This window comes from Microbacterium sp. (assembly GCF_051860965.1).
Classification (GTDB): Bacteria; Actinomycetota; Actinomycetes; order Actinomycetales; family Microbacteriaceae; genus Microbacterium.
The window spans coordinates 57,774-79,200 of the sequence record NZ_JBIMKU010000011.1 but is presented as its reverse complement, the minus strand read 5'-3'; the positions used below and the strand labels follow the sequence as shown (position 1 = coordinate 79,200).

19 protein-coding genes are annotated in these 21,427 nt (G+C 69.7%); 4 read left to right on the top strand and 15 right to left on the bottom strand.

The genetic code is table 11. The features are described from left to right. Positions 1–78: 78 nt before the first annotated feature. The 10 genes from murG to ACTIFV_RS18030 all read right to left on the bottom strand — a co-directional run bounded on the left by murG (position 79) and on the right by ACTIFV_RS18030 (position 10,872). Positions 79–1,158, bottom strand: coding sequence for an undecaprenyldiphospho-muramoylpentapeptide beta-N-acetylglucosaminyltransferase (murG, locus tag ACTIFV_RS18075; RefSeq protein WP_439594197.1), 1,080 nt, complete (start codon positions 1,156–1,158; stop codon positions 79–81). Then, complete coding sequence (ftsW, locus tag ACTIFV_RS18070) at positions 1,155–2,414, bottom strand: putative lipid II flippase FtsW (RefSeq protein ID WP_439594196.1); 1,260 nt, start codon at positions 2,412–2,414, stop codon at positions 1,155–1,157. Before ftsW ends, murG begins: the two co-directional genes overlap by 4 nt. Continuing rightward, positions 2,371–3,915, bottom strand: a complete 1,545-nt coding sequence (gene murD / locus ACTIFV_RS18065; RefSeq protein ID WP_439594195.1) for a UDP-N-acetylmuramoyl-L-alanine--D-glutamate ligase — start codon at positions 3,913–3,915, stop codon at positions 2,371–2,373. The genes ftsW and murD overlap by 44 nt, the downstream gene beginning before the upstream one ends. After that, positions 3,912–5,021, bottom strand: coding sequence for a phospho-N-acetylmuramoyl-pentapeptide-transferase (gene mraY, locus ACTIFV_RS18060; protein WP_439594194.1), 1,110 nt, complete (start codon positions 5,019–5,021; stop codon positions 3,912–3,914). Before mraY ends, murD begins: the two co-directional genes overlap by 4 nt. Beyond that, positions 5,018–6,430 carry a UDP-N-acetylmuramoyl-tripeptide--D-alanyl-D-alanine ligase gene (locus ACTIFV_RS18055; RefSeq protein ID WP_439594193.1) on the bottom strand — a complete coding sequence of 471 codons (1,413 nt, stop codon included), beginning with the start codon at positions 6,428–6,430 and terminating at the stop codon, positions 5,018–5,020. The genes mraY and ACTIFV_RS18055 overlap by 4 nt, the downstream gene beginning before the upstream one ends. A gap of 29 nt (positions 6,431–6,459) precedes the next feature. After that, positions 6,460–8,247 (bottom strand): peptidoglycan D,D-transpeptidase FtsI family protein, encoded by a 1,788-nt coding sequence (locus ACTIFV_RS18050; RefSeq protein WP_439594192.1) that lies wholly within the window; start codon positions 8,245–8,247, stop codon positions 6,460–6,462. 4 nt (positions 8,248–8,251) lie between these two features. Further along, on the bottom strand, positions 8,252–8,827 hold the full coding sequence (locus tag ACTIFV_RS18045; RefSeq protein ID WP_439594191.1) for a hypothetical protein: 576 nt from the start codon (positions 8,825–8,827) through the stop codon (positions 8,252–8,254). Next, positions 8,824–9,777 carry a 16S rRNA (cytosine(1402)-N(4))-methyltransferase RsmH gene (rsmH, locus tag ACTIFV_RS18040; RefSeq protein ID WP_439594190.1) on the bottom strand — a complete coding sequence of 318 codons (954 nt, stop codon included), beginning with the start codon at positions 9,775–9,777 and terminating at the stop codon, positions 8,824–8,826. The genes ACTIFV_RS18045 and rsmH overlap by 4 nt, the downstream gene beginning before the upstream one ends. 108 nt (positions 9,778–9,885) lie before the next feature. Then, positions 9,886–10,317: a division/cell wall cluster transcriptional repressor MraZ gene (mraZ, locus tag ACTIFV_RS18035; RefSeq protein ID WP_439594189.1), complete on the bottom strand. Its 432-nt coding sequence runs from the start codon at positions 10,315–10,317 to the stop codon at positions 9,886–9,888. Between the two features lie 186 nt (positions 10,318–10,503). Further along, the gene (locus ACTIFV_RS18030) at positions 10,504–10,872 is read right to left on the bottom strand and encodes a DUF3040 domain-containing protein (protein WP_439594188.1); all 369 of its coding nucleotides are present in this window, start codon (positions 10,870–10,872) and stop codon (positions 10,504–10,506) included. A 65-nt stretch (positions 10,873–10,937) separates the two neighbouring features. Here ACTIFV_RS18030 and ACTIFV_RS18025 point away from each other — a divergent pair, with 65 nt between their 5' ends. Next, a complete protein-coding gene (locus ACTIFV_RS18025) occupies positions 10,938–12,032 on the top strand; it encodes a polyprenyl synthetase family protein (protein WP_439594187.1) in 1,095 nt (364 codons plus the stop codon). A 4-nt stretch (positions 12,033–12,036) separates the two neighbouring features. On the opposite strand, the gene ACTIFV_RS18020 is transcribed toward ACTIFV_RS18025, so the two are convergent. Beyond that, positions 12,037–12,387, bottom strand: coding sequence for an Rv2175c family DNA-binding protein (locus tag ACTIFV_RS18020; RefSeq protein WP_439594186.1), 351 nt, complete (start codon positions 12,385–12,387; stop codon positions 12,037–12,039). Positions 12,388–12,534: 147 nt separating this feature from the next. Between ACTIFV_RS18020 and ACTIFV_RS18015 the strand changes: the two genes are divergently transcribed. Both ACTIFV_RS18015 and pknB read left to right on the top strand, forming a co-directional pair. Next, on the top strand, positions 12,535–13,728 hold the full coding sequence (locus tag ACTIFV_RS18015) for a LysM peptidoglycan-binding domain-containing protein (RefSeq protein WP_439594185.1): 1,194 nt from the start codon (positions 12,535–12,537) through the stop codon (positions 13,726–13,728). A 69-nt stretch (positions 13,729–13,797) separates the two neighbouring features. Continuing rightward, positions 13,798–15,735 (top strand): Stk1 family PASTA domain-containing Ser/Thr kinase, encoded by a 1,938-nt coding sequence (gene pknB / locus ACTIFV_RS18010; protein ID WP_439594184.1) that lies wholly within the window; start codon positions 13,798–13,800, stop codon positions 15,733–15,735. Between the two features lie 67 nt (positions 15,736–15,802). Here pknB and ACTIFV_RS18005 read toward each other — a convergent pair whose 3' ends face one another. The 3 genes from ACTIFV_RS18005 to ACTIFV_RS17995 are packed head-to-tail and all read right to left on the bottom strand — an operon-like array spanning position 15,803 to position 18,825. Beyond that, entirely contained in the window at positions 15,803–17,140 is a 1,338-nt protein-coding gene (locus tag ACTIFV_RS18005; protein ID WP_439594183.1) for a class II 3-deoxy-7-phosphoheptulonate synthase, read from the bottom strand. Between the two features lie 50 nt (positions 17,141–17,190). Then, positions 17,191–17,877, bottom strand: coding sequence for a lysophospholipid acyltransferase family protein (locus ACTIFV_RS18000; RefSeq protein ID WP_439594182.1), 687 nt, complete (start codon positions 17,875–17,877; stop codon positions 17,191–17,193). Between the two features lie 3 nt (positions 17,878–17,880). Beyond that, a complete protein-coding gene (locus ACTIFV_RS17995; protein WP_439594181.1) occupies positions 17,881–18,825 on the bottom strand; it encodes an ROK family glucokinase in 945 nt (314 codons plus the stop codon). Positions 18,826–19,053: 228 nt separating this feature from the next. Between ACTIFV_RS17995 and ACTIFV_RS17990 the strand changes: the two genes are divergently transcribed. After that, on the top strand, positions 19,054–20,880 hold the full coding sequence (locus tag ACTIFV_RS17990; RefSeq protein WP_439594180.1) for an AMP-dependent synthetase/ligase: 1,827 nt from the start codon (positions 19,054–19,056) through the stop codon (positions 20,878–20,880). 54 nt (positions 20,881–20,934) lie between these two features. Here the strand turns inward: ACTIFV_RS17990 and def are convergent, their stop codons facing one another. Continuing rightward, positions 20,935–21,426: a peptide deformylase gene (gene def / locus ACTIFV_RS17985; RefSeq protein WP_439594179.1), complete on the bottom strand. Its 492-nt coding sequence runs from the start codon at positions 21,424–21,426 to the stop codon at positions 20,935–20,937. Position 21,427 lies beyond the last annotated feature (1 nt).

Here is a 21,427-nt window from a genome sequence, read left to right as displayed (position 1 = left end):
CAATCACCATCGACCCCACACCGGGCTCGGAGGCTCAACCCCCGCCGAACGCGTTCACAACCTCACGGGGAAGAACACCTAGGCGAGCGCCTCGTCGACGAGGGCGACGACGTTCTCGGTCCCGCGGCGTTCGCCGATGGATGCCGCCGCCTCCGCCATCCGATGGCGCGCCGCATCGTCGGCCAGCAGCGGGACGACCTCCTGCCGCACCCGATCGGCCGTGAACTGCGCATCGGGGATGATCCGCGCCGCTCCCGCACGGACGGCCGATGCGGCGTTCTGCGCCTGCTCCCCGTTGCCCACGGCGTACGGGACGTAGACGGCGGGGATCCCGAGCGCACTGATCTCGCTCACGGTCGCCGCCCCGGCGCGCGAGACGATCAGGTCGGCCGCGGCGAAGGCGAGGTCCATGCGGTCGACGTAGCGGCGCATCGCGTAGCCGTCGGCATCCGGATCCTGAAGCTCCGACCGCTCCCCCGTGACGTGCAGCAGCTGCCATCCGGCGTCGAGCACGTCCTGCCATGCGCCCTCGAACGCCGCGTTGAGCCGCGCTGCGCCGAGCGAGCCGCCGAACACGAGCAGCGTGGGCTTCGCGGGGTCGAGCGCGAAATGATCGGCGGCCTCGGCACGCACCGCAGCGCGGTCGAGCTCCATCAGCTCGCGGCGCAGGGGCATGCCCACGACGCGCGAATTTCGCAGGGGGGTGCCCTCGAAGGCGACGCCGGTGGATGCGGCCCGCCGCGCTCCGAGGATGTTCGCCAACCCGGGCTTGGCGTTGGCCTCGTGCACCACGAACGGAACCCTCGCACGACGTGCGGCGACGTACGCGGGAGCGGAGGCGTACCCGCCGAAGCCCACCACCACGTCGACTCCGCGATCGGCGATGATCGTCCGCACCTGTGCGATCGCGCGGCGGAAGCGCGCAGGGAAGGCCGCGGCATCCCGATTCGGGCGTCGCGGGAACGGCACCTTGTCCACGAACACGAGCTCGTAGCCCCGCGCCGGCACGAGCCGCGTCTCGAGGCCCTCGCGCGTGCCGAGCACCAGCACGAGAGCGTCGGGCTCGCGCTCGCGCAGCGCATCGGCGACCGCGAGCAGCGGATTGACATGACCCGCGGTGCCACCACCGGCGAGAAGGTACGTGCGGGGAGAACTCACTCAGCGATCTTCGCACGCGAGCGCGTGGATGCCCGCGGCGCGGAGGGCGTGCGCGGCACAGGGAGCGAGCGCGCGAACGACAGCAGCACGCCGCACGCGACCAGCACCGACAGCAGCGACGTGCCGCCCTGCGACATGAACGGCAGGGGCACGCCCAGCACGGGGAAGACGCGCAGCACGACGCCCACGTTGATGAGCGCCTGGCCGACGATCCAGACCGTGATGCCGCCCGACACGATGCGCACGAACGGGTCGTTCGTCTTGCGGATGACGTGGAACGCGCCGACGGCGAACAGCGCGAACAGGGCGAGGACGACGACGCAGCCGATGAGGCCGAGCTCTTCTCCCACGATCGCGAAGATGTAGTCGTTCGCCGCGGCGGGCAGCCAGTCGTACTTCTCGCGCGAGTTGCCCAGACCGAGACCGAAGATGCCGCCGCTCGCGAGGGCCCACATACCGTGCAGCGGCTGATAGCAGCTCGTGAGGTAGTCGTCGAGGCAGTTCTCGTTGAAGAGGCTCATGATGCGCGCCATGCGGTTGGGGCTCGTGATGGCGTAGACCGCGACGAGGATGACACCGAGGATGAGCGGCACGAGGAAGATCCGCAGCTTGACGCCCGAGAAGAAGAGGGCGCCCAGGACGATGAGGACGAGCACCATGGCCGTGCCGAGGTCGCCACCCACGAGCACCGTGAGGATGACGAGGAAGGAGACCGGAACGATCGGGATCGCCACGTGCTTCCACGAGGCGAGCAGCGTCTGTTTGCGGAACAGGACGTAGCCCAGCCACAGCGCGAGGGTCAGCTTCAGGAACTCCGCGGGCTGGAACTGGAAGCCCGCGATCTGGACCCAGTTGCGGTTTCCGTGCGCCTCCACGCCCAGGCCCGGCACGAAGACGAGCAGCTGGAAGAGCGTCGCGAGGATGAGCGATGGCCATGCCATGCGCTTCCAGAACGAGATCGGGAAGCGGCTGGCGACGAACATGAGCGGCACGCCGATCACGGCGAAGACGCCCTGCTTGATCATCGCCTCGTACGGAGGCTCGCCCGCAGCCGTCGCCGTCGCCGACGTCGCCGAGAGCACCATGACGAGTCCGAAGACCGTCAGCAGCAGCGCCGTCGAGGTGATCAGCAGGAATTCGCTCGGCACCGGTGCGAAGACCCGCCCGAGCGACACACGTGCGGCGAGTCCGCGCCGCGACTTCGACGTGTCGTCAGGCGTCGGCCGAGGGGTGCGCGTCGCGGTCGTTCCCGCCATCGCTCCCCCTCCCGAGGCGATCGTTCACTGCTGCGGCGAAGCGCCGGCCACGGTCCGAGTACGACGAGAACTGATCGAAGGATGCCGCGGCAGGAGCAAGGAGCACCACGTCTCCGTCCTGCACGACACTCATCGCCGTCTCGACGACCTGCGCCATGACGTCTTCAGTCTGAGCGTCGTCGACCTCGAAGACCGGCACCTCGGGCGCGTGTCGCGAGAACGCCGCGACGACAGCCGACCGGTCGGCGCCGATCACGATGGCAGCCTTCGCACTGGATCCGCGGGAGGCGACGAGATCCGAGATGTCGACGCCCTTGAGAAGACCGCCGACGACCCACACGGCACCCGGATAGGCGGCGAGGGAGGATGCCGCGGCGTGAGGATTCGTCGCCTTCGAGTCGTCCACCCACGTGACGCCCGCCGCGACGGCGACGACCTCGATGCGATGCGGGTCGAGCCGGAAACCCTCGAGCGCGTCGCGGATCGCCTCGGGCGGCACGTCGAGCGAGCGCGCGAGCGCGGCCGCCGCGAGGATGTTCGCGACGATGTGCGGCGCGGCGAGACCGCGGGCGGCGAGATCGGCGAGCGTCGTGAGCTCGAGGGCGCTGGTGCGGCGGTCCTCGAGGAAGGCGCGGTCGACCAGGATGCCGTCCACGAGGCCGAGATCGCTCGGCCCGGGCACGCCGAGGTCGAATCCGATGGCGCGGGCGCCCTCGACGACCTCTGCGTCCTCGACCATCTCGCGGGTCGCGGCATCCGCCTTGTTGTAGACGCACGCGATGCGCGTGTTGTCGTAGACGTGCGCCTTCGCGTCGCGGTAGGCATCCGCCGAGCCGTGCCACTCTAGGTGGTCGTCGGCGAGGTTGAGGCACACCGCCGCGTGCGGCGACAGCGGCTCGGGCCCGGTCTGCAGACCCAGGTACCACAGCTGGTGGCTCGACAGCTCGACGACGAGGGCGTCGAAGCCCGCGGGATCGCGGACGGCGTCGAGCACCGGTGTGCCGATGTTGCCGACCGGAGCGGCGCGCAGGCCCCCGGCGACGAGCATCGTCGCGGTCAGACGCGTCGTCGTGGTCTTGCCGTTCGTACCGGTGATGAGGATCCAGTCGGCTGGTGCGCCGTCGGCCCGCACGACCTTGTCGCGCACGCGCCATGCGAGCTCCACATCGCCCCACAGCGCGATGCCCGCTTCGCGGACCCACTCGATGACGGGATGGTGCGGTGCGAACCCGGGCGAGGCGACGACGACGTCGGGCGCGAAGTCGGCGAGTGCCGCGGGAGGCTCGGCGAGCGAGCCCGTCCACAGGGTCGCGCCGATGACGGGCACGAGCGCGGCGTACTCCTCGCTCGCGTCTTCGGTGAAGACCGCGACCTCGGCGCCGAGCTCGGCGAGGGTGTCGGCCGCCGAGAAGCCCGTGACCGAGAGCCCGAGCACGGCGACGCGCAGGCCCTTCCAGTCCGCGTGCCAGCTCGTGAGCGTGTCGAGGCGGGCGGCGCTCATGTGCGCGAGAGCCACTCGACGTAGAAGAAGCCGATCCCCGAGACGGCGAGCAGGCCCGCGATGATCCACATCCGGATCACGATCGAGATCTCGGACCATCCGCGCATCTCGAGATGGTGATGGAAGGGGCTCATCAGGAACAGCCGCTTGCCGCGCGTCGCCTTGAAGTACAGACGCTGCAGGATCACCGAGCCCGGTCCGATGATGAAGACGCCGGCCACGAGCACCGCGAGCAGCTCGGTGCGGGTGAGGATCGCGAGCGCCGCGATGACGCCGCCGATCGCGAGGGACCCGACATCCCCCATGAAGACCTCCGCCTTGGGGGCGTTCCACCACAGGAATCCGACGAGCGCGCCGACGAACGACGCCGCGATGATGGCGAGATCGAACGGATCGCGCACCTCGTAGCACGCGGAGCCGAGGTCGGGCGAGAGCGCGCCGCCGCCGCAGGCCTGATTGAACTGCCAGAAGGCGATGAGGCTGTAGGCGCCGACGACGAAGATGGCACAGCCCGCCGCGAGTCCGTCGAGTCCGTCGGTCACGTTCGCACTGTTCGAGAACGCGACGCCGATGAACGTCACCCACACGAGGTAGAGGATCCACCCGACGATGAGGCCGAGGGTCATGAAGCCCAGCCACGGGACGTCGCGGAAGATCGAGATGTAGGGGGAAGCGGGTGTCTCGCCGCTCGAATCGGGGAACATGAGCGCCGCGATGCCGAACGGGACCGTCACGAGCACCTGGCCCAGCACCTTGCGCCACCCGGTCAGCCCGAGGCTGCGCTGGCTGCGCACCTTCATGAAGTCGTCGATGAAGCCGACCACGCCGAGACCGACCATCATCCAGATGACGAGCCATCCCGAGATGGTGGGCGGGTTGTTGCCCGTGTACGTGCCGACGAGGTATCCGACGAGGGCGCCGACGATGAAGATCGTGCCGCCCATGGTCGGCGTGCCGCGCTTCTCGCCGTGGCTCGGATTGCGGATGTCTTCCGGCGTGCGGATCACCTGACCCCAGCCCCACTTGCGGAAGAGCCGCAGGAAGACGGGGGTGAGGAAGAGGGTGAATGCCAGCGAGATCGCGGCTGCCGTCAGGAGGGATCTCACGAGAACGATTCTCCCAGACGATCGCCCAGGAAACGCAGACCCGCCGCGTTCGAGGACTTGACGAGCACCCGGTCGCCGTCGCGCAGTTCGTCCACGAGATAGTCGTACGCCTCGTCGGCCGTGGCGAAGAACACCGCCTCGTCGTCCCACGAGCCCTGGGCGACGGCGGCGAGGAACATGCGACGCGCCTCGGTCCCGATGACGACGATGCGCGGGATGCGCAGCCGCACCGCGAGCTCGCCGACGCGGTCGTGCTCCTCGCCCGCGTATTCGCCCAGCTCGCTCATCGCGCCGAGGACGGCGACCATGCGCTCGCCCGGGCCCGTGATCTGCGCGAGCGTGCGCAGGGCGGCCGCCATCGAGTCCGGAGAGGCGTTGTACGCGTCGTTGATGATGCGCACCCGGTCGGACCCCAGGGGCTGCATGCGCCAGCGCTCGGCGATCTCGACGGTCTCCAGGCGCGAGACCGAGTCGGCGAGCGATACGCCGAGCGTCGTGGCGGCGGCGATCGCGGCGAGGGCGTTCATCACGTGGTGCTCGCCCAGGACCTTGAGGTGGAGGGGCATCGACGCGCCGTCGACGGTGACGACGCAGGAGGTCCCGGATGCCGTCACCACGACGTCGTCGGCGCGCACGGCGGCCTCGGGGCCGCGCCCGAACCAGCGCACGGCGACGCCGCGCTCCGCGGCGATCGGCGCCATCGCGGCGACCCGCGCGTCGTCGGCGTTCAGCACCGCGACTCCGCCCGGACGCAGCGCGCGCACGAGCTCGGACTTCGCCTGGAAGGTGCCCTCGATGCCGCCGAAGCCGCCGGCGTGCGCCATGCCGACCATGAGCACGACGCCGAGGTCGGGCTCGACGAGGCCCGCGAGGTGCGCGATCGCGCCGGGGCCGCTCGCGCCGAACTCGCTCACCAGGAACCGGGTCGAATCCGTCACGCGCAGCATCGTCAGCGGCGCGCCGACCTCGTTGTTGAACGACGCTCGAGGAGAGACGGTCCCGCCCTCGCCCTCGAGGATCCGCGCCAGCAGGTTCTTGGTCGTCGTCTTGCCGTTGGACCCGGTGATCCCGACGATCCGCAGTGCGCCGCCGGCGCGGACGTCGGCCACGACGACGCGTGCGAGGTCCGAGAGCGCGGCCACGGCATCCCGAACCACGATCTGCGAGACGGGGGCATCGACGAGGCGCTCGACGATCGCGACCGCGGCACCCCGATCGATCGCCGGCCCGACGAACAGGTGGCCGTCGGTCTGCTCGCCCGGTTTGGCGACGAAGACGCCCCCCGGTTCGATGAGGCGCGAGTCGGTGTCGACCGCTCCCGAGACGACGGTCTCGGGGGAATCGTCGCCGAAGGGATGCAGCACGCCCTGCACGGCGTCGGTCAGGCGGGCGAGGGTCAAGGCGATCATGAGGTCTCCGTGGCCGGATCTCGCGCCGCTCAGCCCAGTTTGGGCAGCAGCGTCGGCGACGTCGTGGAAGGAAGCACCCGGTATGCCTTGAGCACCTGGGTCACCGCCTTCTGGAACGCGGTCCCGTTGGCCGCAGACGACTTTACCTTCGTCGGCTCGTCCAGGGTGACCACGACGACGAACTGGGGATCCTCGATCGGCGCGAGGCCGATCATCGTCGTGTAATACACGCCGTTCTTGTAGCCGCCGTTGACGAGGTCCGCCTTCTCACCGGTACCCGTCTTGCCGCCGACGCGGTAGCCCGCGGCCACGAGGCGATCCGACACACCGCTCTGGAAGAAGACGTTCTCGAGCATCTCGCGGGCGTACGTCGCCGTCTGCGCGCTCACGACGCGCACGGGGGCGGGCAGCTTGGGCGTCACGACGGTGCCGTCGGCCTTCGTGCACGACTCGACGAGCGACAGCGGCATGCGCACGCCGTCATTGCCGAGCGCCGCATACGCGCCGGCGAGTTCGGGCATCGTGGTCGTGAGACCCTGCCCGTACGAGGTGTTGTAGACCGTCTGGTTGTCCCACTGGTCGGGCGAGCGGAGCACACCCGACGCCTCGCCGGGGAACCCCACCGCCGAGCCCTCGCCGATGCCGAACTTCTTCAGGTAGTCGTAGCGCGTCTGGGTGTCGACCTTCTCGCTGAACTTCGAGATGCCGGCGTTCGACGAGTCCATGAGCACCCCGGCGAGCGTGTAGTTGTAGGCCGGGTGCGCGAAGGCGTCTCGCACGACGGCGCCGTTGGGGAACTTCTCGTAGCCCGAGGCGAGCACGGTCGACAACGGTGTCTGGCCGCCGGCATCCATCACCGTCGACGCCGTGAGCGCCTTGAAGGTCGAGCCGGGCTCGAACGTGCCGCGGAAGATGCGGCTCGAGCGATCGTCGGGTCCGGAGCCGTCGATGTTGTTCGGGTCCACGGTCGGGTACTCGGCCGCGGCCCGGATCTTGCCCGTCTTGGTCTCGACGACGAGGATCGACCCGCTCTGGGCGCCCATGTCCTGCGTCTGCTCGGCGATCAGCTGCTGCATGTACCAGTTGAGGTCGCGGTCGATCGTCAGCTGCAGCGTGCCGCCGTCGACGGCGGGCACCTCGCGCTCCGTGCCGGGGATGATGACGCCGTCCTTGCCCTTCTGGTACGACAGCGATCCGTTGGTCGAGGCGAGGCACGAGTCCTCCATCGCCTCGAGGCCCTCGAGCGGCTCGCCGTCGCTTCCCACGAATCCGATCAGGTTGCCGGCGACGGCGCCGTCGGGATATGTGCGGGCCGGATGCGAGAGGCACGCGAGGTAGGGGGCGCCGAGGTCGGCGAGGGCGCGGTACTGCTCCGTCGAGAGACCCCGGCCGAGCTCGGCGTACTGCGACGAGGCATCCTGCGCCAACGCCGTCGACACGATCGCCTGCACCGCCTCGGGGGTGGAGCCCGTGATGGTGGCGATCTGCGTCGAGACCTCCGACCACGGCTTCGCGGTGGACTTGCCGTTCGCGATGTCGGCGTCGATCTGCGTGATGAGCAGCGGGCTCAGCTGGCAGTCGTAGAGCAGGATGCTGCCCGCCAGGGTCTGGCCCGTATCGTCGACGATCGCCCCGCGAGCGCCGTACAGCGTCTGCGATCCCGCGAGGGCCTTGTCGAGCGAATCCGCGACGTGCTCGTCGGCGTTCACCACCTGGATGTCGACCAGCCGCACGAAGAACGCCCCCAGGACGGCGAGGACGACGGCCAGCGCCACGACCGTGCGCCGGCGCGGGCTGCGGGTTGCTCTCGTCGTCATGGAATCAGTGTGTGCTCGGAATGGGCAGACCGTCGGTGATCGGCGGCGGTGTGTTGGCGTCTCCGGTGGTCAGATCCGCCGGCGGCGGGGTGACGCCCTCGATCGTGGCGTCCTCCACGGTGACGAGCGGGGTCGAGGCGATGAGAGAGTTCGCGACGGCGCCGCGGCCGATCGCATCGACGGAGGACGTCCACGCGGCCGCCTGGCCCGAGCCGAGGAGCGCGTTGTCGCTCAGTCGCAGGTAGCTCGGCGATTCGTTGATGACCATGCCCAGCGCCGCCGCGTTCGCCGCGAGGTACTGCGGCGAGCCGAGACCGGCGACGTCGTCGGCCAGGATCTGCTTCTGCCACGTCAGTTCGCGCTGCTGACTGGTGAGCTTCGTCAGTTCGTAGGACGTCTGCGTCGTGAGGATCGAGAGCGACATCTGCGCGGCGCCGATCGCGAACGCTCCGGCCACCGCGACGATGCCGTACACGAGCCGCGGGCGCCGGCGCTTCTTCGGGGCCGGTGCGATGCCGAACGTCCGGCGCGGAGCGCGCTTCTTCGCCGGGACCGGGGCGACGACGGGGACGGCGCTCATCGCGCCCCCCTGATGCGCTCGGCGGCGCGCAGCCGCACCGGTGTCGCGCGCGGGTTGGTCGCGCGCTCCTCATCGGACGCGAGCTCGGCGCCCTTGACCAGCAGACGGAACCGTGGCGCGTGGGCCTCGAGCTCCACCGGGAGCCCCGGGGGCGTCGTGGAGGCGGAGGCGTCGGCGAACTCGCGCTTGACGAGCCGGTCTTCGAGGGACTGGTACGCCAGCACGACGATGCGTCCGCCGACGGGAAGGATGCCGAGGGCGGCCGGGATGGCGCGCTCGAGCACCGAGAGCTCACGGTTGACCTCGATGCGCAGCGCCTGGAAGACGCGCTTCGCAGGGTGCCCCGACCGCTGAGCGGCGTAGGGGGTCGCCGCGATCAGGATCTCGACCAGCCGCCCAGAGCGCTCGATCGCGGCGTCGTCGCGGGCCGCGATGATCGCCCGGGCGTAGCGCCCTGCGAGCTTCTCCTCGCCGTAGCGCTCGAAGATTCGCCGGAGGTCGCCCTCGCCGTAGGTCGCGAGGATGTCGGCCGCTGTCGTGCCGGCGGTCTGATCCATGCGCATGTCCAACGGCGCGTCCTGCGAGTAGGCGAAGCCGCGCTCGGCCTCGTCGAGCTGCAGCGACGAGACGCCGAGATCGAACAGGATGCCGTCGGCCGCGGCGAAGCCCGCCGACGCGACAGCCTCGGCGATGCCGTCGTACACCGTGTGCACGAGCGAGACGCGGTCGCCGAAGCGCGCGAGACGCTCCCCCGCGATCCGCAGCGCGTCGGTGTCGCGGTCGAGGCCGACCAGGTGGAGTCCGGGGAACCGCTCGAGGAACGCCTCGGAGTGGCCGCCCATGCCGAGCGTCGCGTCGACGAAGACCGCGCCGTCGCGCTCGAGCGCGGGAGCGAGCAGCTCGACGCACCGGTCGAGCAGAACGGGAGTGTGGATGTCGCGGAGGCTCATGATGCTGCGGGATCCGGTGGACCTTCGGTCCTGATCCCCATCCGCTCCGACCTGGCACCGGGGAAGGTGCGCCAGGGGTGAGCGGCTGGGAGTCAGGACCGAAGGGCCTCAGAACAGGCCCGGGATCACCTCCTGCTCCAGTTCGGCGTAGGTCTCTTCGTTGGCGGCGGCGTAGGAGTTCCAGGCATCGGCATCCCAGATCTCGGCGTGGGCGCCGACGCCCGTCACGACGAGCTCCTTCTGGAGCCCCGCGTACGCGCGCAGCGGCGGCGGGATCGTGACGCGATTCTGGCTGTCGGGCTTCTCGGCGCTCGCGCCGGAGAGGAACATGCGCAGGAAGTCACGGGCCTGCTTGTTCGCGAGGGGGGCCTCGCGGATGCGCTCGTGCACACGCTCGAACTCCTGCGTGCTGAAGACGTAGAGGCAGCGGTCCTGCCCGCGGGTGATGACGACGCCGGCACCGAGATCGTCTCGGAACTTCGACGGAAGGATGACGCGGCCCTTGTCGTCGAGCTTGGGAGTGTGCGTGCCCAACAGCATCGGTCGCCACCCCCCTTCGTCCGGCCCCCGCGGGATTTGGCTCCACGCTACTCCACTTTCCTCCACATCGCTATCGAAATGCCGTCGGAATCTCCCCCACGCCCCAAAGCGCACTCCGCGCACGCAAAAAAGCACCGACCCGGAGGTCGGTGCTTTTCGAGTGGTGGCCGCGCGGAGCGGCAGGGATCAGTGGTCGCCCTGGCGCTTGTCCCACCGGTCGTTCATGCGATCCATGAAAGAGGTGTTGGTCTTCGCCTTGGCGGGTCGATCCGGTTCGGCCGTGGGGATCTTCCCGAGGCCGCGCGTCGGAGTGACGGCGAGGATGACGCCGCCGAGCATGACGACGAAGCCGATGACGCCGACGACGATGAGCGGGGCCGCCACGCCGACGATGAGACCGCCGAGGCCCAGGAGGACCAGGACCGTGCCGTACACGATGTTCCGGTAGCTGAGGGTGCGGCCGTCTGTGGGCGCGCTCACGACGTCCGCGTCGTTGCGCATGAGATGGCGTTCCATCTCGTCCAGCAGGCGCTGCTCCTGTTCGGAGAGTGGCATGCATCCCCCTCTGGTGCTATGTCTTCGACGATTCTACGTCGCTCGTCGATCACTAGGCTAGGCCCGTGTCACCCTCCCCGGATGCGATCGAAGCGGTTTCCCAGCGACTCGACAACTTCGTCGCCGTTCAGAGATCCGAAAGCCAGGGCTTCGGCCCCGAAGCCGCGCTCTTCGTCGAGGCTGCGGCCGACGTCCTCCGCGGCGGCAAGCGCCTGCGCGGCCGCTTCCTGATCGCGGGGTGGAGGGCGGTGGAGGATGCCGCAGGCGCCCGCACTCCGATGACACAGGCTGTCGTCGGCGCGGCCGCCGCGCTCGAGATCTTCCACGCGGCGGCCCTCGTGCACGACGACGTCATCGACAACTCCGACACCCGTCGCGGACGCCCCGCCGCCCACCGCGCCCTCGAGGCCGCGCACCGCGCGGCGCACTGGACGGGTGATGCCGAGGCGTTCGGACGCTCCGGCGCGATCCTGCTCGGCGACCTGCTCGTGGCCTGGAGCGACGACCTGCTCGAAGATGCGCTCACGGGGGGCGAAGCATCCATCGCCTCCGCGGCGCGCGCGCAGTACGCGATCATGCGACGCGAGGTCACGATCGGCCAGTTCCTCGACATCGCCGAGGAGTCCGCGTTCCTCACGGAACCCGACGAACGCCATGCCGAGCGCGCACTGCGCGTCGCGTCGCTCAAGTCGGCGCGCTACTCCATCGAGCAGCCCCTCGCGATCGGCGCGGCCCTCGCGGGGGCGGATGCCGCACAGCTCGACGCGCTGCGGGCCTTCGGCCACCCGCTCGGGATGGCGTTCCAGCTGCGCGACGACGTGCTGGGCGTCTTCGGCGACGAGAGCGTGACGGGCAAGCCCTCGGGCGACGATCTGCGCGAAGGCAAGCGCACAGTCCTCATCGCGTACACGCGCGAGGCGCTGCCGCTGCCCGCGCGTCGCATCGTCGACGAACTCGTCGGCGACCCCCTCCTGGACGCGGAGCAGATCGCGTCGCTCCAGCGCACGATCGTCGAGACGGGCGCCCTCGAGCGCGTCGAGGCGCTCATCGCCGACTACGCGCGCGAAGCGGAGCGCTCCCTGTCGGGCGCCCGCCTCGACAACGCCGCCGTCGGCGAGCTGCGCGATCTCGCGCGTGCCGCGACGGTGCGAACGACCTGATTCCTCAGGCCAGCGTCGCCGCCACGCGGCGCACCTCGGCCTTGCGTCCCGCGACGAGAGCGTCGATGGGCGCGATCCCGATCGAGTCGTCGGGAGAGAGCAGCCAGTCGATCGCCTCGTCGTCGGTGAAGCCGGCGTCGTGCAGCACGATCACGGTTCCGCGGAGGGAGGTGAGGGGTTCGCCGTCCTTGATGAACACGGCGGGCACGCTGATGGCGCCGTGGCGACGGGATCCGATCAGGTGCAGGTCGTCGAGGAGCCGTCTGACACGGCCGACGGGCTCGTCGAGGATCTCGGCGAGTTCGGGGAGGGAGAGCCAGGCGGTGGGATGCTGCTGCGCGAGGTCATCGGTCACTCCCCCACTATCCCACTCGAGGGCCCGCGGATCACGGTCGCGCGGATCACATTCGTCACATGAGCCACACAAGCCACTTCTTATAGCATCTGTTGACTCTGATTCACTTCCGTGACACGGTGAGTGCAGTCGAAAAGGGGGGACCTCATGCCGTTCGACACCGCTTTCCGTTCGTCGCGCCAGGCGCGCACTCTCGCCGTGCCTGCCGCACTCGCGGGCTCCATCGCCCTCGTGATGAGCGCGGCGCCGGCGCAGGCGTTCCCCGCCGAGGCCGAGAACGCCCGCGGCCTCACGCTGACCGCGATTCCGGCATCCGTGCTCCACGGCGCGGTCAGGTCGGTCGTCGCACCGCCGACGTACACGGTCGTCGCAGGCGACACCGTCAGCACCATCGCGCAGCGCTTCGGTCTGCGCACAGCCGACGTGCTCGCGCTCAACGGGCTGTCGTGGTCGTCGGTCATCTACCCCGGACAGACGCTGACGCTCGTCGGCGCCGCCGCCCCCGCCCCGGCTCCGGCCCCCGCCTCCACGTACGCGGTGCGCGGCGGCGACACGCTCATCGGCATCGCGCAGCGCCACGGCGTGACCCTCCGGGCGCTCTTCGACGCCAACGGGCTCGACTACTCTTCGGTCATCTACCCCGGGCAGACCATCGCGATCCCCGGCGGTGCCGCGGCGCTTGCTGCGGCGCCGGCGGCAGCACCGGCTCCCGCGCCGGCGGCGCCCGCGGCATCCACCACTCACACGGTCAGCGGCGGCGACACGCTCAGCGGCATCGCACAGCGGTACGGGATCACGCTCAAGGCCGTCTTCGACGCGAACGGGCTCGGCTGGTCATCGATCATCTACCCCGGCCAGACTCTCGCCATCCCGGGCGCCGCGGGCCTGGCCGCAGCCCCCGCGGCGGCCCCGGCCCCGGCCGCGTCCGTCGACGGGCTGGACGCCGAGCAGGTCGCGAACGCGCGCGTCATCATCCAGGTCGGCCGGGAACTCGGCGTCTCGGACCGCGGCATCGCGATCGCGCTCGGCGCAGCGATGCAGGAATCCTGGATCCGCAACCTCGACTGGGGCGACCGGGATTCGCTCGGCCTGTTCCAGCAGCGCCCCAGCACGGGATGGGGCACGCCCGCCGAGATCCTCGACCCCGTCCGGGCGACGAAGGTGTTCTTCGGCGGCGCCTCCGACCCCAACGGATCGCGGACGCGGGGCCTCCTGGACATCCCGGGCTGGGAGGGCATGTCGTTCGCGCAGGCCGCCCAGGCCGTGCAGATCTCGGCGTTCCCGGATCGTTATGCGCGCTGGGAACAGCCCGCGTACGCCTGGCTCGCAGCCCTCGGCTGATGCACGTCGGCCCGCCGTGCAGGTGAGCCGCTGCCGGGAGTCGTGCCTTCCGCTCCGTAGACTTTCGTCGTGAGCACGAGTCAGCAGGCAGACCCGCTGATCGGCCGTCTGGTGGACGGCCGATACCGCGTGCGCGCCCGCATCGCTCGCGGAGGCATGGCGACCGTCTACGTCGCGACCGATCTGCGCCTCGAGCGCCGCGTCGCTCTGAAGGTCATGCACGGCCACTTGAGCGACGACTCGGTGTTCCAGAGCCGGTTCATCCAAGAGGCCCGCGCGGCCGCGCGGCTCGCCGATCCGCACGTGGTCAACGTCTTCGACCAGGGCCAGGACGGCGAGATGGCCTACCTCGTCATGGAGTACCTGCCGGGGGTCACGCTGCGCGATCTCCTGCGCGAGCAGCGCCGGCTGACCGTCCCGCAGGCCGTCACGATCATGGACGCGATCCTGTCGGGCCTCGCCGCCGCCCACCGCGCCGGCATCGTGCACCGCGACGTCAAGCCCGAGAACGTCCTGCTCGCAGAAGACGGCCGGGTCAAGATCGGCGACTTCGGGCTCGCGCGCGCGACGACCGCCAACACGGCGACCGGTGCGCAGCTGCTCGGCACGATCGCCTACCTCGCGCCCGAGCTCGTCACGCGCGGCACGGCGGATGCCCGCAGCGACATCTACGCCCTCGGCATCATGCTGTACGAGATGCTCACCGGCGAACAGCCGTACAAGGGCGAGCAGCCGATGCAGATCGCGTTCCAGCACGCGACGGACTCCGTGCCGCGGCCGAGCGTCAAGAACCCCGGCGTTCCCGAGCAGCTCGACGAGCTCGTGCTGTGGGCCACGGAGCGCTCCCCCGACGATCGCCCGCTCGACGCGCGCGAGATGCTCGAACGCCTGCGCGAGATCGAGCGCGAGCTCGGCATCTCGCCGCAGATCACGCGCACGCCGCCCGTCGGCACGATCCGCGACGAGGGCATCCCGTCGGGCGAACTCACCCAGGTGCTCCCCGCCACGGGGGCGAACGCGACCGCGCCGCTCGATACCGCCGACAACGCGACGCGCCTGCGCCGGGCCACGAAGAGGCGTTCGGTGCGGGGCGCATGGATGCTCGTGCTCGTGCTGCTGCTCGCCGCCGCCGCCGGGGGTGCCGGCTGGTGGTTCGGCTCGGGCCCCGGCTCCCTCGTCGCGATCGCCGACGTGTCGGGCGGGACGTTCCAGCAGGCCTCGGATCGTCTGCTGCAGGACACTCTGGTGGCGGTCGAGAAGAGCGAGACGAGTCTGGATGTCGAGGCGGGCACCGTCATCCGCACCGTGCCCGAGGCCGGGACGCGCGTCGACAAGAACACGTCCGTCGACGTCTACGTGTCCCTCGGCCCTGCCGAAGTCTCGCTCAATCCGCTCGCCGGCATGAGCGAGGACCAGGCCCGCACGTACCTCCAGGAGAACGTCGTCTCCGTGGACGACGACGCGGCGCGGGTCTTCTCGGCCGATATCGCGAAGGACATCGTGCTCTCGGCATCCGTCGCCCCCGCCGCCGGCGGTGACGCGATCGACTGCACCGTCGCGTGCACCGTGCACCAAGGCGACACCGCGACCCTGCTCGTTTCCGCGGGCGCCGTGCCCGGCGTCTCGGGCCTGTCCGTTCAGGACGCCACGAATGCTCTCGCGACTGTCGAGCTCTCCGTCGCGGCAGACACGCCGAGCGAGTACAGCAACGACGTCAAGGCCGACCTCGTGATCCGCATCGCAGACAAGGCTGACGGCACACCGCTCGCACCGGGCGACACCGTCACACTGGTGATCTCAAAGGGGCCCGAGCCTGTCCCGGTGCCCGCCGTACAGGGTCTGTCGCTCGGCGACGCGATGAAGAAGCTCCGCGATGCCGGCCTCAACCCTCAGACATCCATTCCCGAGGCGTTCTGGGGTTTCTTCACGGCCGAGGGCACGGATCCCGCTGAAGGCACGCCCGTGCGCCCGGGCACAGACATCAAAGTCCGATCGTCGGGCGTCTGACGCCGTACGCCATCGATTCACGAACTGACCGGTCGCGGGGCCCGCGGCATCCGGCAGTCTCGGCGCACTACAGCTTCTCGAGCTCCTCGGCCACGAGGAAGGCGAGCTCGAGGCTCTGCATGTGGTTGAGGCGCGGGTCGCAGAGACTCTCGTAGCGCGTCGCGAGCGCGGCCTCGTCGATCTCCTCCGACCCGCCGAGGCATTCGGTGACGTCGTCGCCGGTGAGCTCGACGTGGATGCCGCCCGGGAACGTGCCGACGGCGCGATGCGCCTCGAAGAAGCCGCGGACCTCGTCGACGACGTCGTCGAAGCGGCGCGTCTTGTAACCGGTCGGCGTCGTGATGCCGTTGCCGTGCATCGGGTCGGTGACCCACAGCGGGGTCGCCCCGGAGTCGCGCACCGCCTCGAGCAGCGGCGGCAGCGCGTCGCGGATCTTGCCCGCGCCCATGCGCGTGATGAAGGTCAGTCGGCCGGGCTCGCGCTCGGGGTCGAGCTTGTCGATGAGGGCGAGAGTCGTGTCGGGCGATGTCGTGGGCCCGAGCTTGACGCCGATCGGGTTGCGGATCATCGAGAAGTAGTCGACGTGCGCGCCGTCGAGCTCGCGCGTGCGCTCACCGATCCACAGGAAGTGGGCGGACGTGTTGTACGGCGTGCCCGTGCGCGAGTCGATGCGCGTCATGGGGCGCTCGTAGTCCATCAGCAGGCCCTCGTGGCCCGTGTAGAACTCGACGCGCTTGAGCTCGTCGAAGTCGGCTCCGGCGGCCTCCATGAACTTGATCGCGCGGTCGATCTCGGTCGCGAGGCGCTCGTACTGCTGGTTGGCGGGGTTCTGCGCGAAGCCCTTGTTCCACGAGTGCACCTCGCGCAGGTCGGCGAAGCCACCCTGCGTGAACGCGCGGATGAGATTGATGGTGGATGCCGCGGTGTGGTACCCCTTCAGCAGTCGCTGCGGGTCGGCCCGGCGGGACACCTCGGTGAAGTCGTAGCCGTTGACGATGTCGCCGCGGTACGCGGGGAGGGTGACGTCTCCGCGCGTCTCGGAATCGCTCGAGCGGGGCTTGGCGAACTGACCCGCCATCCGCCCCATCTTCACGATCGGCATCGACGCGCCGTACGTCAGCACGACCGCCATCTGCAGAACGGTCTTGATGCGGTTGCGGATCTGCTCAGCCGTCGCACCGGCGAAGGTCTCGGCGCAGTCTCCGCCCTGCAGGAGGAACGCCTTGCCCGATGCGGCACGCGCGAGCCGATCGCGCAGGTTGTCGACCTCGCCCGCGAAGACGAGCGGGGGAAGCGTGCTGATCTCATCCGACACCGCGGCCACCGCGTCGGCGTCGGGCCATGCGGGCTGCTGCTTGATCGGCAGAGTCCGCCAGTGGTCGAGCGCGTCGAGGTGCTGAAGCATCCGCCAAGTCTATCGGCGCGGGGATGCCGCTCCGGCCGTGTTGCGCGCGGTCAGGGCTTCGCCGGCAGGCGGTCCTTGACGGTGGATGCGTAGACGTCGTCGTACTGCTGCTCGCCGAGTCGCTGCAGCGCCACCATGATCTCGTCCGTGACGGAGCGGAGGATGTAGCGATCGCCCTCCATACCGGCGAAACGGGAGAAGTCGAGCGGTTCGCCGATCACGACTCCGATGCGGACGACCCGCGGGATCGTGTGGCCGATGGGGAGCATCGTCTCGGTGTCGACCATGACGACCGGCACGACGGGCACATGGGCCTCGAGCGCCATGCGGGCAAGGCCCGTGCGTCCGCGGTAGAGCCGACCGTCGGGGCTCCGCGTGCCCTCCGGGTAGATGCCGAGCAGGTCGCCGCGGCCGAGCACCTGGAGACCCGTGTTGAGGGATGCTTCGGACGCCTTTCCGCCCGACCGGTCGATCGGGATCTGACCCGTCGCCTTCATGAACATCCGGGTCGACCAGCCCTTGATGCCCTTGCCGGTGAAGTAGTCGCTCTTGGCGAGGAACGACATCCGGCGATCGATCATGAGAGGAAGGAAGACCGAGTCCATGACCGACAGATGATTGCTCGCGAGGATCGCCGCGCCTTCGGCGGGGACGTTGCGGCGCCCGATGATCCACGGGCGCCAGATCGCCTTGACGATCGGGCCGATGACGACGTACTTCATGAGCCAGTAGAACATCGGCTAGACCACTCCTCCCGACGGCACCGCGAGGTCTGCGACACCGATGAGACCCGCGTCGTTGCCGAGTTCGGCGATCGCGAACTCGGCCGTCGGGCGGTCGCCGTAGCCGGGCAGCGACGTCTCGTACGCGATCCGGACGGGGGCGAGAAGATCTTCGCCGAGCTGCGCGACTCCCCCGCCGATCACGAAGAGCTCCGGGTCGAGGATGGCCTGGAATCCGCCGCAGGCCTCGCCCAGGGCCGTCGCCACCCGGCGCAGCGCCTCGATGGCACCCGGATCGCCGGCCAGGACGAGCCGCGAGATCGCCGGGCCCTTGATCGTGCCCTTCTCGGCGCGGAGCGCCGCGAGGCCCTCGCCGATGCCGCCGCCGTCGGCGATCGCGTTGGCCTCGCGCTGCAGGGCGCGACCCGAGGCGTACTGCTCGATGCATCCGTTCTGTCCGCAGCCGCACGGCAGACCGTCGCGCGTGAAGCGCGTGTGACCGAGCTCGGCGGCGATACCGTGGCCGCCGCGGTGGAGCTCCCCGCTGAGCACGACGGCACCGCCGACGCCTGTGCCCATCGTGAGCATGACCATGTGCTGTGCGTCGCGCCCCGCACCGAATCGGAACTCGGCCCAGCCCGCCGCGTTGGCGTCGTTCTCGATCGTCACCGGGATGCCGATGCCGGCTTCGAGCACCGCCTTGAGAGGTTCGTTGCGCCACGCGATGTTGGGCGCATGGATGATCGTGGCCCGGTCGGCGTCGACGAAGCCCGCGGCCGCGACGCCTACGGCGCTGACGTCGTGCTCGGCGATGAAGTGCCTCGCCATGTCGACGACCGCCTGCGCGAGTTCGCGGGTGTCCGTGGGCGTGTCGACGCGGAGCTTCTCGACGATATGGCCGTCTGCGTCGACGACGCCTCCGGCGATCTTGGTCCCGCCGATGTCGATCCCGACCTTGAGCACTGCCTGCTGTCCTCTCTCGACGGACGCCTCCGGCGCCGGGGCCGGTCGACACGTGCGCGACGGCGTCTTGCAGTCTATCCACGGTGCCGCCCGGATCACGGGAGGGCGCCTGAGGTGGCACGCAGGTTCACTTAGACTGGGATCGAGTCTCAGCAGATCGGCCCGTCGACGAAGACCGTGCCGGGTTAGACTCGATAAGGATCGTTACCCGACACCGAAGGAGCTGCCGTGGTTCAGTTCGAAGTCCCCGCCATCGTGCCTGCCGACCCGCAGGCGAACGTGACCGACCTGCTCGTCGAGCGGGTGAAGAAGACGCCGAACCTGGCCCTCTTCGCCGTTCCCGACGGAGCGGGATGGCGCGACATCACCGCCGCCGAGTTCCACAAGCAGGTCATCGCCCTCGCGAAGGGCTTCGTCGCCGGCGGCATCGAGCCCGGCGACAAGGTCGGCTTCATCGCGCGCACGACGTACGAGTGGACGCTCGTCGACATGGCGCTCTTCTTCGCCGGCGCGGTCATGGTGCCGATCTACGAGACGAGCTCCCCCGCGCAGATCGCCTGGAACCTCACCGACTCGGGCGCCGTCGCCTGCATCGTCGAGTCCGCAGACCACTCCGCCCGCCTCGACGAGATCCGCGACGAGGTCCCCCTCATCCGCTCGGTCTGGGCGATGCACACGGGCGACCTCGAGAAGCTGGTCGCACAGGGCAGGGACGTCACAGACGAAGAGATCGAGCGCCGCCGCAACATCGCCAACGGCGCCGACATCGCGACCCTCATCTACACGTCGGGCTCCACCGGTCGCCCGAAGGGCTGCGTGCTGACCCACAGCAACTTCGTCGAGCTCGTGCGCAACTCCTCCAAGTCGCTCGAAGAGGTCCTCACCGTCCCCGACGCCTCGACGCTGCTGTTCATCACGACGGCGCACATCTTCGCGCGCTTCATCTCGATCCTCGACATCCACGCGGGGGTCAAGACGGGTCATCAGCCCGACACCAAGCAGCTGCTCCCCGCACTCGGCTCGTTCAAGCCCACGTTCCTCCTCGCCGTCCCCCGCGTGTTCGAGAAGGTCTACAACTCGGCCGAGCAGAAGGCCGAGGCGGGTGGCAAGGGCAAGATCTTCCGCGCCGCCGCTGCGACCGCCATCGAGCACTCGAAGATGCTCGAAGAGGGCAAGAAGGTCCCCTTCGGCACCAAGATCAAGTTCGCGCTGTTCGACAAGCTGGTCTACAGCAAGCTGCGCGACGCGATGGGCGGCCGCGTCGTCTACGCGATCTCGGGCTCGGCTCCGCTCGGCCCGCGCCTCGGCCACTTCTTCCACAGCCTCGGCGTCGTCATCCTCGAGGGCTACGGCCTCACCGAGACGACGGCCCCTGCGACGGTCAACCTCGCCAAGAAGTCGAAGATCGGCACGGTCGGCCCCGCGCTCCCCGGCGTCGGCGTCCGCCTCGCGGACGACGGCGAGGTCGAGGTCCGTGGCATCAACGTCTTCAAGGAGTACTGGCGCAATCCCGAGGCCACGGCCGCGGCGTTCGACGGCGACTGGTTCAAGACGGGCGACATCGGCACCTTCGACGACGAGGGCTTCCTGAAGATCACGGGCCGCAAGAAGGAGATCATCGTGACGGCCGGCGGCAAGAACGTCGCTCCCGCCGCGCTCGAGGACCCGATCCGCGCCAACCCGATCGTCGGACAGGTCGTCGTCGTCGGCGACCAGAAGCCGTTCATCGCGGCGCTCGTCACGCTCGATTCCGAGATGCTTCCGACGTGGCTCGCCAACAACGAGCTTCCCGCCGACATGTCGCTCGCCGACGCCGCGAAGAACCCGGCCGTTCGCGCCGAGGTGCAGCGCGCGATCGACATCGCGAACAAGAACGTCTCGCGGGCCGAGTCGATCCGCAAGTTCACCATCCTCCCCACCGAGTGGACCGAGGCGAGCGGCCACCTCACGCCCAAGATGAGCATCAAGCGCAACGTCATCATGGACGACTTCGCCGACGACGTCGCCGAGATCTACGCGGTGCCGGTCAACACGACGAGCACGTCGATCTCGTAGCACGAACGGATGCCGGAGCCCCGGGCCTCTTCGGAGGTCCGGGGCTTCGCCGTGTCAGAACCAGTCGGACTCGCGGATCTCGCGCATCGCCACGCGCCGCGTCTCGGGCGTCAGGCGGTCGATGTACAGCTTGCCGTCGAGATGGTCGATCTCGTGCTGCAGCGCCTGCGCCAGCAGGCCCTCGCCTTCGAGCACGACCTCGTTGCCGTCGAGGTCTATCCCCCGCGCGGTCGCTCGCGGATAGCGCACGGTGTCGTGCCAGAGACCGGGGACCGACAGGCATCCCTCGCCGATCGCCTCGGGCTCGCCCGAGACCTCGACGAGCTCGGGGTTGATGAGGTAGCCGATGTCTCCGTCGATGTTGTAGCTGAACACGCGCGCGCCGACACCGATCTGATTCGCCGCGACGCCGGCACGGCCGGGCAGTTCGACGGTGTCGATGAGGTCCTGCACGAGGGCACGCGTGCCCTCGTCGATCGTGCCCACGGGCGCACATGCGGAACGCAGCACGGGGTCGCCGAAGACCCGGATCGACCTGACCGCCACG

Bases quoted from the DNA above. Each gene is read 5' to 3' on its own strand.
- ftsW (WP_439594196.1), bottom strand. From the start codon at position 2,414: ATGGCGGGAACGACCGCGACGCGCACCCCTCGGCCGACGCCTGACGAC.
- murD (WP_439594195.1), bottom strand. From the start codon at position 3,915: ATGAGCGCCGCCCGCCTCGACACGCTCACGAGCTGGCACGCGGACTGG.
- ACTIFV_RS18055 (WP_439594193.1), bottom strand. From the start codon at position 6,430: ATGATCGCCTTGACCCTCGCCCGCCTGACCGACGCCGTGCAGGGCGTG.
- ACTIFV_RS18050 (WP_439594192.1), bottom strand. From the start codon at position 8,247: ATGACGACGAGAGCAACCCGCAGCCCGCGCCGGCGCACGGTCGTGGCG.
- ACTIFV_RS18045 (WP_439594191.1), bottom strand. From the start codon at position 8,827: ATGAGCGCCGTCCCCGTCGTCGCCCCGGTCCCGGCGAAGAAGCGCGCT.
- rsmH (WP_439594190.1), bottom strand. From the start codon at position 9,777: ATGAGCCTCCGCGACATCCACACTCCCGTTCTGCTCGACCGGTGCGTC.
- mraZ (WP_439594189.1), bottom strand. From the start codon at position 10,317: ATGCTGTTGGGCACGCACACTCCCAAGCTCGACGACAAGGGCCGCGTC.
- ACTIFV_RS18030 (WP_439594188.1), bottom strand. From the start codon at position 10,872: ATGCCACTCTCCGAACAGGAGCAGCGCCTGCTGGACGAGATGGAACGC.
- ACTIFV_RS18015 (WP_439594185.1), top strand. From the start codon at position 12,535: ATGCCGTTCGACACCGCTTTCCGTTCGTCGCGCCAGGCGCGCACTCTC.
- ACTIFV_RS18005 (WP_439594183.1), bottom strand. From the start codon at position 17,140: ATGCTTCAGCACCTCGACGCGCTCGACCACTGGCGGACTCTGCCGATC.
- ACTIFV_RS18000 (WP_439594182.1), bottom strand. From the start codon at position 17,877: ATGTTCTACTGGCTCATGAAGTACGTCGTCATCGGCCCGATCGTCAAG.